At 53.9% G+C, this 14,346-nt stretch carries 13 protein-coding genes; 4 read left to right on the top strand and 9 right to left on the bottom strand.

Features of this window, described 5'->3' with window-relative positions; genetic code table 11:
* Positions 1-214: 214 nt before the first annotated feature.
* Both ACMZ66_RS17910 and ACMZ66_RS17905 read left to right on the top strand, forming a co-directional pair.
* Entirely contained in the window at positions 215-826 is a 612-nt protein-coding gene (locus tag ACMZ66_RS17910; RefSeq protein WP_416939255.1) for a TetR/AcrR family transcriptional regulator, read from the top strand.
* Between the two features lie 124 nt (positions 827-950).
* A complete protein-coding gene (locus tag ACMZ66_RS17905; RefSeq protein ID WP_416939253.1) occupies positions 951-1,340 on the top strand; it encodes a hypothetical protein in 390 nt (129 codons plus the stop codon).
* A gap of 108 nt (positions 1,341-1,448) precedes the next feature.
* On the opposite strand, the gene ACMZ66_RS17900 is transcribed toward ACMZ66_RS17905, so the two are convergent.
* From ACMZ66_RS17900 to ACMZ66_RS17870, 7 genes are all read right to left on the bottom strand, one after another.
* A complete protein-coding gene (locus ACMZ66_RS17900; protein WP_416939252.1) occupies positions 1,449-2,849 on the bottom strand; it encodes an aspartate aminotransferase family protein in 1,401 nt (466 codons plus the stop codon).
* Positions 2,850-2,891: 42 nt separating this feature from the next.
* Complete coding sequence (locus ACMZ66_RS17895; RefSeq protein ID WP_416939250.1) at positions 2,892-4,379, bottom strand: NAD-dependent succinate-semialdehyde dehydrogenase; 1,488 nt, start codon at positions 4,377-4,379, stop codon at positions 2,892-2,894.
* A gap of 179 nt (positions 4,380-4,558) precedes the next feature.
* The gene (locus tag ACMZ66_RS17890; RefSeq protein WP_416939248.1) at positions 4,559-4,804 is read right to left on the bottom strand and encodes a hypothetical protein; all 246 of its coding nucleotides are present in this window, start codon (positions 4,802-4,804) and stop codon (positions 4,559-4,561) included.
* A 96-nt stretch (positions 4,805-4,900) separates the two neighbouring features.
* A complete protein-coding gene (locus ACMZ66_RS17885; RefSeq protein WP_416939246.1) occupies positions 4,901-8,140 on the bottom strand; it encodes an ABC transporter transmembrane domain-containing protein in 3,240 nt (1,079 codons plus the stop codon).
* A gap of 90 nt (positions 8,141-8,230) precedes the next feature.
* Positions 8,231-9,010 carry an MBL fold metallo-hydrolase gene (locus ACMZ66_RS17880; protein WP_416939244.1) on the bottom strand — a complete coding sequence of 260 codons (780 nt, stop codon included), beginning with the start codon at positions 9,008-9,010 and terminating at the stop codon, positions 8,231-8,233.
* A 132-nt stretch (positions 9,011-9,142) separates the two neighbouring features.
* Positions 9,143-9,961, bottom strand: coding sequence for an ion transporter (locus ACMZ66_RS17875; RefSeq protein ID WP_416939242.1), 819 nt, complete (start codon positions 9,959-9,961; stop codon positions 9,143-9,145).
* 129 nt (positions 9,962-10,090) lie between these two features.
* Positions 10,091-11,047, bottom strand: a complete 957-nt coding sequence (locus ACMZ66_RS17870) for an acetyl-CoA carboxylase carboxyltransferase subunit alpha (RefSeq protein ID WP_416939241.1) — start codon at positions 11,045-11,047, stop codon at positions 10,091-10,093.
* A gap of 159 nt (positions 11,048-11,206) precedes the next feature.
* Here ACMZ66_RS17870 and ACMZ66_RS17865 point away from each other — a divergent pair, with 159 nt between their 5' ends.
* Positions 11,207-11,701, top strand: coding sequence for a GNAT family N-acetyltransferase (locus ACMZ66_RS17865; protein ID WP_416939239.1), 495 nt, complete (start codon positions 11,207-11,209; stop codon positions 11,699-11,701).
* Here the strand turns inward: ACMZ66_RS17865 and ACMZ66_RS17860 are convergent, their stop codons facing one another.
* Positions 11,702-12,070: a winged helix-turn-helix transcriptional regulator gene (locus ACMZ66_RS17860; protein WP_416939237.1), complete on the bottom strand. Its 369-nt coding sequence runs from the start codon at positions 12,068-12,070 to the stop codon at positions 11,702-11,704.
* Between the two features lie 179 nt (positions 12,071-12,249).
* Here ACMZ66_RS17860 and ACMZ66_RS17855 point away from each other — a divergent pair, with 179 nt between their 5' ends.
* A complete protein-coding gene (locus tag ACMZ66_RS17855; RefSeq protein ID WP_416939235.1) occupies positions 12,250-13,272 on the top strand; it encodes a zinc-binding alcohol dehydrogenase family protein in 1,023 nt (340 codons plus the stop codon).
* A gap of 87 nt (positions 13,273-13,359) precedes the next feature.
* On the opposite strand, the gene ACMZ66_RS17850 is transcribed toward ACMZ66_RS17855, so the two are convergent.
* Entirely contained in the window at positions 13,360-14,271 is a 912-nt protein-coding gene (locus ACMZ66_RS17850) for a LysR family transcriptional regulator (protein WP_416939234.1), read from the bottom strand.
* Between the last annotated feature and the right edge of the window lie 75 nt (positions 14,272-14,346).

Below are 14,346 nucleotides of genomic sequence, written 5' to 3'. Positions count from 1 at the left end.
ATTTGTTGGTTTTGCTCTCTAATTATGAAACGGTACCGTTTAGTTTCATTTTTGGCAAATGAATTCTTGTGGTAAACCCGAACGAGGTCCTAAAAAGGATCAATTGGAAATCGAAACCGTCCGGTTTCGTGTTTTTTGTCCCGGATCGGGGCATCCATTGCCAAGTTTCTCCATGTGGGGGGACATGGTTTGGAATTAAAGAAGGCCGGAAATCTTGCGCGTCCCGACAACTCCGAAGCAACAGGAACGTTTCAATCGCATTCTTGCGGCAGCTGCCGAGGAACTTCTTGATATGCGCGATGACAGCACGGCAGTCGATCGTATTGCGCAACGCTCGGGCACGTCTAAAGCGACCATCTATCGATACTTTGGTGACAAGGTCGGGTTGGAGCGCGCCATGGTGGCGTGGCTGTGCGAACGGGCACGCGATCCACTTGAGGATATCGTTGCCGACCCAGCGCAATCTCGCAATACCATGATTGCCATTGGTGATGCGTTTGCCAATGGGGTGCTCACAACCAATGTCATGGATTTGCACCGTTACGTGGTTGCGCGTGCCTCTACCCATCCCGAACTTGGTGAAATCTTTTGGGATGCTGGCCCAAAGCGCACTTATGAGGCGGCGGCCAAACTGATCAGCCAGCTGGAATTGCCCGATCATTTGCAAACGGTTCCGGCCCGCCAAGTTGCCGAGTTCTTTCTTAATATGCTGACCGGCAGCCGACAGCTTTCCTATTTCTGTCTGGGCGAAGGTGTTTTGAGCGGCGATGATATGGCTGCGCGTGTGCGCAATGCTGTCGCAACACTTGGTGTGCAGGATCACTGATCTGCGTCCCAAGATTATCCTCACATCACAGGGCTTCTTTTCGTCTTCAGGTGCCTGTCTCTATCTTGGCAAAGCGCGTTCTTTGTCATGGGACAGGTACAACTGCACATGAAAGGAATTGGCTGTGAATATCTTAAATCTTTTCCATGCGGCGCGGGATTTTCTATTTCCCGTTCTGATGATGGCCGCTGTCCTTCTGGGCGCGGCATTGAACCCGGCCAGCGCACAGGTCTATTCGCCCAACGGGGTGGAGCTGAGCCCGGCTGAATGGAATGAAAAATCTGGCGATGCAAATGCGGTGACAGTGCGGGACGCGCTGACCAACTCTGCTAATGCGATGATCAAGAATGGCGTGAAGGGTGTTGGCGGCTTTACCCTGACCGTTCTGTCATTCTGGTCGGATTCATCAAATGGCGATGAGTTGACGGTGGAAATCCGTCGCAATGGCAGCGTTCAGGGAAACTGTTTGGTCAGTTCGACCAAGGTTGGAACGGCCTATCAGACGACGTGTTAAGCATCACCAACCATGCAAAGAAACAGGGGCCGGTCATGGGCCCGGCCCCTGTTGGTGCACCGCGTCGGGAAGAAGGTAAAAGACGCGGCGGGGATTTCAGATGCTGGCTTATTTGCCCGCTGCAACCTCGTCGGCAATGGCATCAACCGCCTGTTTGGCGATATCGACAACCTTGTCGACTTCGGCTTTGGTGATGCAAAGCGGCGGTGCAAAGCCAAGGATGTCGCCGTGCGGCATGGCGCGCGCAATCATGCCACGTTCGAGGCAGGCGGCTGATACGCGCGGACCGATTTTCGCATTCGGATCGAAACGTTCCTTCTTGGTTTTGTCGGCAACAAATTCGAGTGCCGCCATCAGACCAACGCCGCGCGCTTCACCAACGAGGGGGTGGTTATCGAACGTTTCATGCATGCGGTGCTGGAAATATCCACCCGTGTCTGCGGCATTACCCGTCAGGTTTTCACCATCAACGATATCAAGGTTGGCATTGGCCGCCGCCGCGCAAACCGGATGAGCAGAATAGGTCCAGCCATGGCCGATCGGACCCATCTGATCAGAACCCTGTTCCAGAACTTTCCAGACGCGCTCACCAATGATCACACCTGACAGTGGCAGGTAACCCGATGAGACACCCTTGGCGATCGTGATCAGGTCGGGTTTGATGCCGTAATGCTGGGATCCGAAATAGGATCCGGTACTGCCAAAGGAGGTGACGACTTCATCGGCAACCAGAAGAACATCATATTTGTTCAGAACGGCCTGGATGGCTTCCCAATAACCTTCTGGCGGGGTGATGATGCCGCCCGTGCCCATGACCGGCTCGCCAATAAAGGCTGCAACGGTTTCCGGGCCTTCGCGCAGGATCATTTTTTCCAGATCGTCTGCACAGCGCTTGGCAAATTCGGCCTCGGTTTCGCCGGCCTCGGCATTCCAGTAATGGTGCGGGCAGGTGGTGTGCAAAACAGGTGCGCGCGGCAGATCAAATGCGTTGTGGAAGGCGGCCAAGCCGGTCAGGCTGCCGGTCATGATGCCCGAGCCGTGATAACCACGCCAACGCGAGATGATTTTCTTTTTCTGCGGCAGGCCGCGGATGTTGTTGTAGTACCAGATCAGCTTGATGTTAGTTTCGTTCGCGTCCGATCCGGACATGCCATAATAGACGCGCTTCATGCCTTCGGGTGCGCTTTTGACGATACGATCTGACAGACGAATGATCGGCTCGTTCCCGTGCCCGACATAGGTGTGGTAATAGGCCAGTTCCTTTGCCTGGGCATAAATCGCATCAGCTATTTCAGTACGGCCATAGCCGACATTCACACAATACAGACCGGCAAATGCATCGAGGCTTTCCTTGCCTTCGGTGTCGTGGATATAGATGCCCTTGCCGCCATTGATGATGCGGTTTGGCGTTTCACCATCGGCGTGCTGACGCATGTGGGTGGATGGATGCATGAAATGCGCCCGATCCATTTCCTGCAGGTCGGCAGTGGTGTTTTTGATGACATTCATTTTGCTTCTCCCATGTGAATGCGGTGGTGGCGATTGCGCGCCTTAGCTGGCATAGGCTGCGCAGACATATTTAAGCTCGGTGAATTCTTCGAGACCGTGACGCGATCCTTCGCGGCCAAGGCCGGATTGCTTGACACCGCCAAACGGGATCGGTGCGCCGGTGATCTTCACGCAGTTCAAGGCGACCATGCCATATTCAAGCGCGTTCGAGACGCGTGCGGCACGATCATGGTCCTTGGTGAACAAATAGGCCGCAAGGCCATATTCGCTGTCATTGGCCTGGCTGATGACGTCATCTTCGGTCTCAAACGCCATGACCGGGGCGACCGGACCAAATGTTTCCTCGCGATAGATTTGCATGTCTGCGGTGATGTCTGCAAGCAGTGTCGGGGCATAAAACAGCCCGCCCATTTTCTTGCCGCCGGTCAAAACCCTCGCACCTTTGGCGCGCGCGTCACTGACATGCTCGTCGCATTTGGCAACGGCGCGGTCATGCATCAGCGGACCAATTTCAACATCCTCGTCAATGCCATTGCCAACGCGCAACTTGGCGATTGCCTTGGCATATTTATCCAGGAAGTCGTCATAAATGCCGCGCTGAACAAAGATGCGGTTGGCGGCGAGGCAGTCCTGTCCGCTGGTGGCGAACTTGGCATTGACGGCGTGCGCCACGGCCTCATCGAGATCGACATCATCAAAGACGATGAATGGCGCATGACCACCCAGTTCCATCGACATCTTTTTGACGGTTTGGGCACCCTGCGACAACAGAAGGCGACCAACCTCGGTTGAGCCGGTGAAGGAAAGCGCACGGACATCGGTATTGCCGCAAAGCTCACCGACCACCGGGTTCGGATCGCCGGTGACGATGTTAAATACGCCTGCCGGAATGCCTGCACGTTCTGCCAGTTCGGCCAACGCGGTTGCCGAAAACGGCGTTTCGGTCGCCGGGCGGACAATCATGGTGCAGCCCGCAGCCAATGCCGCCGCAGCCTTACGCGTGATCATCGCGCATGGGAAGTTCCAGGGCGTTACGGCCGCAGTCACGCCAACCGGTTCGCGTTTGACCGACATGTTGCGGTTGGGCAGGTGGGATGTGATGTTTTCGACATTCACCCGTTTGGCTTCTTCGGCATAGAACTCGACAAAGCTTGCTGCGTAATCAATCTCGCCACGGGCTTCGGTGATCGGCTTGCCTTGTTCAAGCGTCATCAGAAGGGCCAGGTCTTCTTTGTTTTCGATCAGAAGATCATGCCACCGGCGCAGAACATGGGCGCGCTGTTGCGGCAGCAATGCAGCCCATGCCGGAAAGGCGCGCTTGGCTGCAATGATTGCCTTGCGCGTTTCAAACACACCCATATTCGGCACCGTTCCGATGAAGCTGCCATCAAACGGGTTAGTGACTTCAATGATCTGCAGATTATCGGCAGAACACCAGCGGCCATCGATATAGGCGTGTTCGCGCAGCAACCGCAGATCGGAAAGCTGGCTCAACGACACGCAACGCTGTTCTTTTGATTGTGCCGTCATGGGGACCTCCTTGAAAACCAGCTGACACGCTTGGTCAGCCTGTTTGTTGAACTACAAGGAAGCTACCAGCAGTCGCTCAGAGGAGGTTTCCGAACTCCATGCCATTTGATGCGGTTTTTTTGGCGAACAGGGGTGAAATGAGATGGTTTTTTCTGCGTGTGGCCTCAGGGGCAAGGAAATCAGCCGTCTGCGCCGTTCAGATATTTCTGCATTTCACGTTTCTGACGGCGTTTCTCCAACACGGTCCGGATGATGATGGCGGCAAAAAACAGAACAACGACACTGGTTGTCATGGGAAAGGCAACGGGAACGCCAACCAAAAACAAAAGTGCACCAACAATGCTACCACCCAAAAGCGCAATGAACCCGCCCAGCATGACAATGGCAAGCAAACCGGCAAGCAGGATGGAGGCGATTTTGTTCATAAGGTGCGGGTCTTTGATTTGATACTGGCTGCAGGTTTAGCGCAGGAAACAGCCCAAAAGCAAACGGAGCAGCTTTTTAGGGCTGCTCCATCTGGGTTAGTCGTTGTTGCGGCTACTCAGCTGCTTAGTGGTTTGATCCAATCGGTCGGCAAGGACGCGGATCAGTTGGACGGCGACCGCTTGGTCCTGTCGGACGAGGCCGAGGAACTCGTTTTTATCGAGTTTCAGGACGGTCATGTCTTCGACAGCACGAATGGTTGCAGAGCGCGGGGCGTCGACCAGAAGGGCGATTTCGCCGATGATTTCCTTGGGCTGGACATCACGAAGTTTCAGGGTCTGTTGTTCTTCTGTGGTCAGCCAGATTTCACCACGGCCGGAAATGACGATAAAGGCGGCATCGCCCGGATCACCCTGCTTCACCAGAACTTCGCCATGTTTGAAGGTCAGGCGCGGACTGGTGAAGGCCAGCAGCTTGACGACACTCGGATCAAGGCCGGCGAAAAGCGGTATGGTGCGCAGAAGTCTTACTTCCTGATCAATGTCACCATCGGCAATCGCAGCGGCGGCTTCATCGGTTTCATCGCCGTCGGTTCCATTGTCATCATTGGCACTGCGGCGTTTGACGAGCTTGCCGTTTGACATATGCAAGAAGGTATCGAACTTCTCGACATCCTGTTCATCACCATCGACCCAGACGACACTGGTATTGTCATTTTGTCCAGTCAGGAAGTTGATGACACTTTCACGCGTTTCGCGATCAAGGGCAGACAGGCCTTCATCAACCACCAGAAGGTCCGGGTTCTTGATCAAGGCACGGACCAAGGCAATCTTCTGACGTAGGGTTTGCGACATGCGACTGCCGCCTACACCAACCTGACTTTCAAGGCCAAGGGCAACAAGGCCTTCATACAGACCACCTTCATGGGCGATTTCAAACAGGACTTCGCCCACGCGTTCTTCGGAATTTGCACGGCCATAGGCAAAGCGACCAAACAGCAAGTTATCAAGGATCGGGGCGGCCGGGGCGTAATCATCAGCTTCGAAGAAGTCGATATAGACAGCCAGTTCTTCGGGCAGGCCTTCGCGGACTTTCGGGCGCGCCTGCAGAACCAGTTTACGGAAACTATCATCAATCACACGCAGGCGGTGACGGGCCGGGGTCAATTGCATGGCGACATCAAGAAGATGCAACTGATCTTCCTTGCGCATGTCGTCAACATCGACACCATCGGTGCGTTTGAGGATGTTTTTGACCTCGGGGATTTCATCGGCCGAGACGAAGCTATAACGGTCAAAGAATTCATGTCCGGGCGGCAGGCCCGTAAACAGCTCGATCATCAGATCCAGCGTTTCACGCCCCATCAGCACCATCTTTTCGTAAAGCCCGACGTCACGCAGACTATTCTGCATATAGGGATGAGACAGGAAATCGAACCGTTTGAATTCTTCGGTACGGGACGGCGTACCAAACAGAAGGTTCACACCAACCGGTGCGTTGTCGTTGTAGCGTTCAATGTCATAGGGTTCGACAAGGTCTGACAACTGACGTTCAGCAAGAATCTCCTTAAGACGCGGGCGAACGGCCAGGACCAATTCCACAAGTTCCGGGCGTTCTTCGGCGCTGATGCGGCGTTGCAGACCGATGCGATAAATGTCGCGATCAAGGCCAACGACTTCAAGCAGGCGCATCAGTTCTTCTTGCAGCTCCTCACGCGATGCGAAGCCCGGCCCGACATAGTCAATCCATTCGGCTGATGGATCGTACGGGATGTTGCCCGACATTTTTATTTCGTCATACATCTCGCGGGTGAGCTTCCAGGGGAGCTCTGCCGGGTCAGACAGTTCAACGACATCAACGAATTTCGGATCGGGATAGGCCGCGTCATTGCCGATTTTGGTTAGTGCTGTGCTGTCCTTGGCTGTGTCAGAAACGCTATTGTCGTTATCACCAGTCGGGCCAGCTTTTTTGCCATCCTGATTGATGATGACCGGGCGGTGTTTCAGGCCATAGAACAGGTTATCGGCAATGGTGCCGTTAAACAGATAGGCATCCGCCCCGACATAGGCCAAGCGTTGACCGACAACTGCCGCAGGCAATTGCGTTGCATCCAGATCATTGAACTGAATGCGACCACCCGTCGGATCAAGAATACGGGCAAGCAGTCGGGCAAGCTGTGACTTCCCGCTATCGGATGCACCGGTCAAAAGCGCATTGCCGGGAAGGGGCATGTTAAAGGATACGTTTTCAACGACCCGTGTGCCGTCATCATCGGTCCATGACAGGGCTGCGACGTCAAGTGGTCCGCCAAGGGCAGGGGAGGCAGCAGCGCCAATCTGATGTTCCGGGCTAAGGTCGGGGAGTTCGAACTGCTCGTGGAGCTGTTCATACTTGATCCGGGCGTCCGCAAGGCGCTGGTAATAGGCCAGAAGTTCCTTCCAGGGTGCTGACATGTCCTTATAAGCGGCAAGGGCTGCGACAAGTGCACCAAAGCTTAGATCACCCGTGATCACCAAATAGCCGCCGATGGAATAGAAGAAGAACGGCGTGATCTGGGCGATGAAGTTGTTCAGGAACTTGATGAAGAACTTGCGGTAATAGATTTCCTTGCGGATTTCAAAAATCCGGCCCAGACGCTGGGTGAAGTGGGTCAGCTCAAAGCCGTGGGTTTCGTTCGCGCGGATATCGGTCGCACCACCAACGGTCTCGCCAATATGTTCAGACATCCGGCGCACGTTTTGAACGCGCTGCTTGCCCAGAAGGTTTACCCGTTTTTGCAGCTTCGGGATCATATAGCCCTGAAGCGGATAAAACGCGATGGCGGCCAGCCCCATCAATGGGTCCTGAATAAAGATAAAGGCCGAAATCGTAATCAGGATACCGCCCTGATAAAGCGGCAGTGAAATTGCCTCGCCAAAGAAACCGCCAAGCGGTTCGGCTTCGGCGGTGATCATGGAAACGATTTCACCCTGACTCGTTTTGCGGAAATGCGGCAACGGGAAGCGCAGAACCCGGTCAAACAGGATGTAGCGCAAACGACGCAACAGCCGTTCGGCCATCACACCGCGATAGACGTTGATGAAATATTTGAAGCCGCCATTGATGAAAACCAGGGCAAGAAAAATGCCCGACAGGGCAAACAGATATTCCACCTGATCAAGCGAGACGCCAAGAATGTCATAGGGCGCACCAGCACCACCGATGGCTTCGTTGACGATCTGCTTCGGCAAATCAAGCGAGTAATACAAGAACGGAAATGAGGCCAGCGTCACCACCAGAAGGATGATTTGCTGCAGGCGGCTATGCCGCCAGATATAGGCAAAAACCGATTTGGGCATTCGCACGTCCCGTCTTGTTGGTCCGGAACCTTTTGGTCCCGCTCGCTCGTTTTTATTTGGGTATGTGCAGATTACGCGCCGGACGGGTGATCAGCCAAGATCGAAACTTTGTCCCGGTTCGATAAATCCGCAAAAACCATCTGCCTTTGCATCGGGCTTGTCATATGCCTGATAGTGGTACAGCCACATCTTTGCCTTCACATCGTCGGGCAGGGTCACCAGTTGGTCGTAATGAGCATGTACGCCGGAATGGCGCGGGCCCAATTCACAATCCTGAAAAATGATATCTGCCTTGCGATACAAGGGCATATGGTCTTGTGGATTGAAAATCGCATCTGTTGTCAGGAAAAAAGATTTATCTTTTCCATGACCAAACAGCGCATAGGAATACATCGTGGTTTCATTGGTCACGATATGGGGAACCGGGACCACATCAAAATGCGTGCCGTACCAGTCAAAGCCCTTCTTTGCGCTCAAGGGGACCACGTCGAAATAGGATGACAGCTGGCTGTTGCCATGGTCGCTGGTTTCAAGCCCGCCACGCAGTGAATGTTCCCACAGCGGATCGAGAAGTTCCTCGACCGCGAACAGTTCAGTGCGATGACCGTCAAAGACAAAATAGTTGGCAAGAGCAAGCCATTCCAGACCACCGATATGGTCAGAATGCAGATGACTGATATAGACCCCATCAAAGTCATTTGGCATATGGCCAAGATTGCGCAGCGAGTGGCGCGCATCTGAACCACAGTCAATCAACATGCGATGTGGTTGCTCGCTATCTGAGGGGGTGGTTTCCAGAACCATGTTGCTCTGGAAATTGTCGGCCGCCATGCAAAAGGCTGAGCCCGTCCCCGCAAACGTAAGCTTCATTCCCCGTTCTCCCGATATTTTGTCGAAAGATTAGACGAGGTTCGGGGCGTTTAACCACCCCCTTTTATGAGTAATGTTTGAATTTTTACTCATATGCCATCTCTGACCCGCCGTCTGTTAGGGGCGGGATGCTCAGTTTTGGTTTAAATCGACCCGTGTATCATCCTTGGTCTGGGCGGCAGCGATTTTGCTCATTTCTTGGCGCAAAGCGCGGAGTTCCAGCATGATTTCCTGATGATCAAATTCGATCTCGTCACGGGTTTGCTTCTCCTCAACATCTACATGGGTCGACATCGCATCAACCACAATGGCAATGAACAGGTTCAACACCGCAAAGGTAGTGATCAGGATAAACGGAACAAAGAACATCCATGCCAGCGGGTAGAACTCCATCACCGGACGGACAATTCCCATCGACCAGCTTTCCAGCGTCATGATCTGGAACAGGGAATAAAGTGACGCGCCAATATTGCCAAACCAGTCCGGGAAACCTTCGCCAAACAGCTTGGTCGCCATGACGGCCGAGACATAGAAAACCAGAGACAGAAGTGTGAGGACCGAAATCATGCCGGGGATGGCCCGCATCAGGGCTTCGACCACCTTGCGCATGGATGGCACAGCTGAAATCAGGCGGAAGGCACGCAGGATTCGCAGCGCACGCAGAACCGAGATCCCCTGACCGGCAGGCAGAAGCGTGATGGTGACAATCGTGAAATCAAAGATGTTCCAGGCGCTTTTGAAGAAGGACAGCCGGTAGACCACCAGTTTCAGCAGCAACTCGACGACAAAAATCGCAACGGCAATCTGATCAAGCACATGCAGGAATGTCCCGGCCTTTTCCATCACCGTTTCCGATGTTTCAAAGCCAAGGATCACTGCGTTCAGGGCAATGACAGTGGTGATGAAATTTTTAAAGCGGCTGGATTCAATAAGCCGGCGAAGAAAGTCCATGATGCCTCCCGACCGGGTCGGAAAAGGGCGCATCGGCTTGCCGGATGTCACCGACGGACACATTGCGCCGGATAAAAACAACAGGGCGCAGCGGTATCGTCGTCAATACGCTGCGCCCTGAATGGAAAATCAGTTCAGACCTTTGCGGCCCATTTCAAGGAACTTGTCGCGACGGCGGGCTTTAAGCACACCACCTTCGACATCGTCCATGCTTTCAAGCTGTTTGATAATCGCATTGCCGACACGCTTGCAGGCTTCTTTTGCGTCACGCTGTGCGCCGCCAAGCGGTTCAGGCACGATTTCGTCAATCACGCCAAGTGCCAGCAGGTCCTGCGCGGTAAGGCGGAGCGCTTCGGCTGCGGTTTTGGCTTCGTCGCCCGAACGCCAGAGGATCGATGCGCAACCTTCCGGTGAGATCACCGAATAGATCGAGTTTTCAAGCATCAGAACGCTGTTGGCAACGGCAAGTGCAATCGCTCCACCCGAACCGCCTTCGCCGATGATGACCGATACCAGAGGAACCTTGATATCAAGGCAGGCTTCGATCGAACGTGCGATGGCTTCGGACTGACCACGTGCTTCTGCATCAGCACCCGGGAAGGCGCCAGCCGTATCAACAAGGGTCACAACAGGAATGTTGAAACGTTCAGCCATACGCATCAGGCGGATTGCCTTGCGGTAACCTTCCGGGCGGGCTGAACCGAAATTGTGCTTCACGCGGGTTTCGGTATCGCGACCTTTTTCATGGCCAATGACCATGACGGTGCGACCCTGCAGACGACCAAAACCACCGATGATGGCTGCGTCTTCGCCAAACTGGCGGTCACCGGCAAGCGGGGTGAAATCGTCAAACAGGTTGGCGATATAGTCGGTGAAGTGCGGACGATCCGGATGGCGGGCGACCTGCGTCTTCTGCCAGGGGCTCAGCTTGCCATAGGTGCCTTGCAGCAACTTGGTCAGTTTTTCCTGGAGGCGCGCGACCTCGTCAGCGATGTTGACTTCGTCATTGCCCGTCAGGTGACGGAGCTCTTCGATCTTGCCTTCAAGTTCGGCGATCGGTTTTTCAAAATCGAGGAAGTTATGCATCAGGGCATCATATCCGACTGGGAAACAATGGGGCGGAACATAGTTGATCAACCCGCTACGTCAAGGGTTGACCGATAAGCGATCCATATTTTCCGTTTACGTAAGAATTATGGCGTATAGTTCACACTTTATGTAGTGACAGTTTGCACATTGAATTCGATGACGTCCAGTATCCAGATTTCCCGCGCAGAAAACCCGGTTGATGTTCCGTTTGAACGTCTTGTTGAAATTCTGTTGGCCGCATTTGCCTTTCAGGACGGGATTGTTGATCCGCCAAGCTCGGCCAAATCGGTTTCGGTATCCGAGCTACAATGGCGTTTTGCGCGCGATACCTTGTTCCTTGCATACAATCGCGATGGACATGTTGTTGGTCAGATCTGGATCGAGGATATCGGCAAGGATGCCTATCTTTATAAACTGTCAGTCGATCCGGTGATCAAGGGCGGCGGGATTGGCAAGGCGCTGGTTGAAGCCACCTGTGCCTTTGCCAAAGATCGCGGCAAGGAAAGCATGCGCCTTCATGTCCGCGTCGAGCTGACAGATAATATCGCGTTCTTTACATCACGCGGGTTTGAAATCGCCGGTGAAGGTGTCCATGACGGCTATGATCGAACCACGTTCTGGAAAATGGCGCGTGATCTTACGGCGTCCTGATTACGCCAATTCACTTTTTGGTCGGGCTTGTTTTGACAGGGCGTAATAAGGAACGTGGGTTTCACCCCAATCCTTAAGCGCCAAGATAATCGCGCGCAGCGTTTCACCCTTAGGCGTCAGGCTGTATTCCACACGCGGTGGTACTTCGGCGTAGACTTCGCGATGGACAAGGCCGTCCGCCTCAAGCTCGCGCAATTGGCGGGTCAGCATGCGCTGGGTCACACCGGGCATCATGCGGCGCAGCTCGTTAAAGCGTTTGGTGCCATCGAGCAGATGGAACATGACAACGCCTTTCCATTTGCCGCCGATCACATCAAGTGCACCTTCGACCGGGCAGCCGGGGCTTCTGTTCGGTGGGCAAATATCCATCTGAAATCTCCTTCCGGCTGCTGGTGGCATTGTCGGTGTCGCCTGTAAGGCGCAGAAATTCACAATAGTATACAAACTGACACTATATGCAAAAATTGTGCGTACTTATCACTTGGATGATTATGCGTTAAAACTTGGCCATTCACAAATCAAACCTTTGATGTAAGGGAATGCCCAAGATGAAAGCCATTGGTGTTTACAAATCAGCCCCGGTCGAAACCGACGGTCTTTTCACCCAGATCGAAACCGACGCCCCGATTGCCGAGGGTCATGACATCCTTGTTCGGGTAAAGGGCGTTGCCGTGAACCCGGTCGATTTCAAGGTCCGTAAGGGCAAACAGGATGACGGCGCCTTCAAGGTGCTTGGCTGGGATGCGGCCGGTATTGTCGAGGCCGTTGGTGAAAATGTCACCCTGTTCCGCCCGGGCGATGAAGTCTGGTATGCGGGTGATGTAACCCGTTCGGGATCAAACGCGCAGCTTCAGCTGGTGGACGAACGTATCGTTGCGCCAAAGCCCAAGTCACTTGATTTCGCAGCGGCTGCCGCACTTCCGCTCACGACCATTACGGCGTGGGAAGCAATGTTTGACCGTCTTCTGATCGACCGCGCGGCGGTTGAGACCAATGCATCGAAAACCATCCTGATTATTGGTGGTGCCGGTGGTGTGGGATCAATCGCCATTCAGTTGGCAAAGCTTGCGGGCCTTAAGGTGATCACGACCGCATCGCGCCCGGAAACTGTTGCGTGGGTGAAAAAGCTTGGTGCGGATCAAGTGATCAACCATCGCAATCCGCTGGATCAGGAATTGGCCGCCCTTGAGATCGCCAATGTTGATTACATCTTCTGCACGTCTGAAACCGATCAGTATTTCGATGTGATGGCGATCCTGATCGCGCCGCAAGGCCGGATCGTGACGATTACCGAAGCCAAGGAAAACCACAATGTGGACCTTCTGAAAGCCAAGTCTGCCAGCTTCTCGTACGAGTTCATGTTCACTCGTTCGATGTTTAAAACCGCAGATATGATCGAACAGCACAAGCTTTTGGCAGAAGTCGCCAAACTGGTCGATGCCGGAACGCTCACCAATACCGCCAATGAAAGCTTTGGCCCGCTGTCCCCGGAAAGCTTGCAGAAAGCACATGCATTGCTTGAAAGCGGTAAGGCGATTGGCAAGATCACCTTTGACGGTATTTCCGACTGATCATTGATCAACGGCAAATATGCCTGACCATTTAAGGGCCGATCCGCGCACAAGATGCGGGTCGGCCTTTTGCTTTGCTGGTTCTGATCAGTTGGCGGATTGATCGCCGATCAACGACATTATCTGATCGCGCAGCCAGCGATACAAAGGATGCGTGGTCGTACGGTCATGCCAGATCAGTGCCATGTCAAAGCCAGTCACAGGCAAGGGGGGATCAAAGATCTGGATCTGATCCTTGCGGCCCTTTGCCACCCGACTGGGGACAAGGGCGATCATGTCGCTGCGTGCAATGATTTCGGGCACCACCAGAAAACCCGGAGCAGACAAAGCAACGTTTCTTGTTTGTCCATGGGCCATAAGCGCATCATCGGCAGGCCCATGGAACCCGCCACCCTCGGGCGAGACCATGACGTGATCAAGTTTGCAGAAAGTTTCGATATCAAGTGCGCCCTTGATCATCGGATGCCCCGTTCGGGCAATCGCGATATATTCCTCGCGGTATATTTTGCGCATGCGCAGCGTTTCAGGTGCTGTTTCCGGCGTTGTCAGCGCAAGGCTGACGTCACCGCGGATCATTTGTGCTTCAAGCACAGACACATCAATTGTGCGCCAGGCAATGCGAATGCCCGGTGCTTCGCGACGAAGCAGTTCAAGCAACGGCATCAGGATCGCGTATTGCACATAATCACTTGCGGCGATGGCAACTGTTGCCGTGACCGTGGATGGATCAAGCGGACTGCTTTCTGCGACCACCTTGCGCACCGCCTCAAGCGCGCGATGTAAAGGTTCTTGTAACTCCAACGCGCGTTCGGTCGGGATCATGCCGCGTTGCGCAGGCAGTAATAAGGGATCATCCAACAGATCACGCAAACGCGTCAGGCGCGTTGAAATTGCAGGCTGGCTGAGGTTAAGCCGCCGTGCCGCGCGGGTGACATTTCGTTCGGCCAGAAGTGTATCAAGTGTGACCAGCAGGTTCAGATCAAGCTTGCTGATATCCATTGAGTTTATACCAGATCAAAAATCATTGAATTTCAAAGATAGCAAAAGATCGGGCCATGATCACGCATCGAACGT

The organism is Thalassospira sp. (genome assembly GCF_048059015.1).
Lineage (GTDB): Bacteria > Pseudomonadota > Alphaproteobacteria > Rhodospirillales > Thalassospiraceae > Thalassospira.
This window is presented reverse-complemented; position numbering and strand designations above follow the sequence as displayed.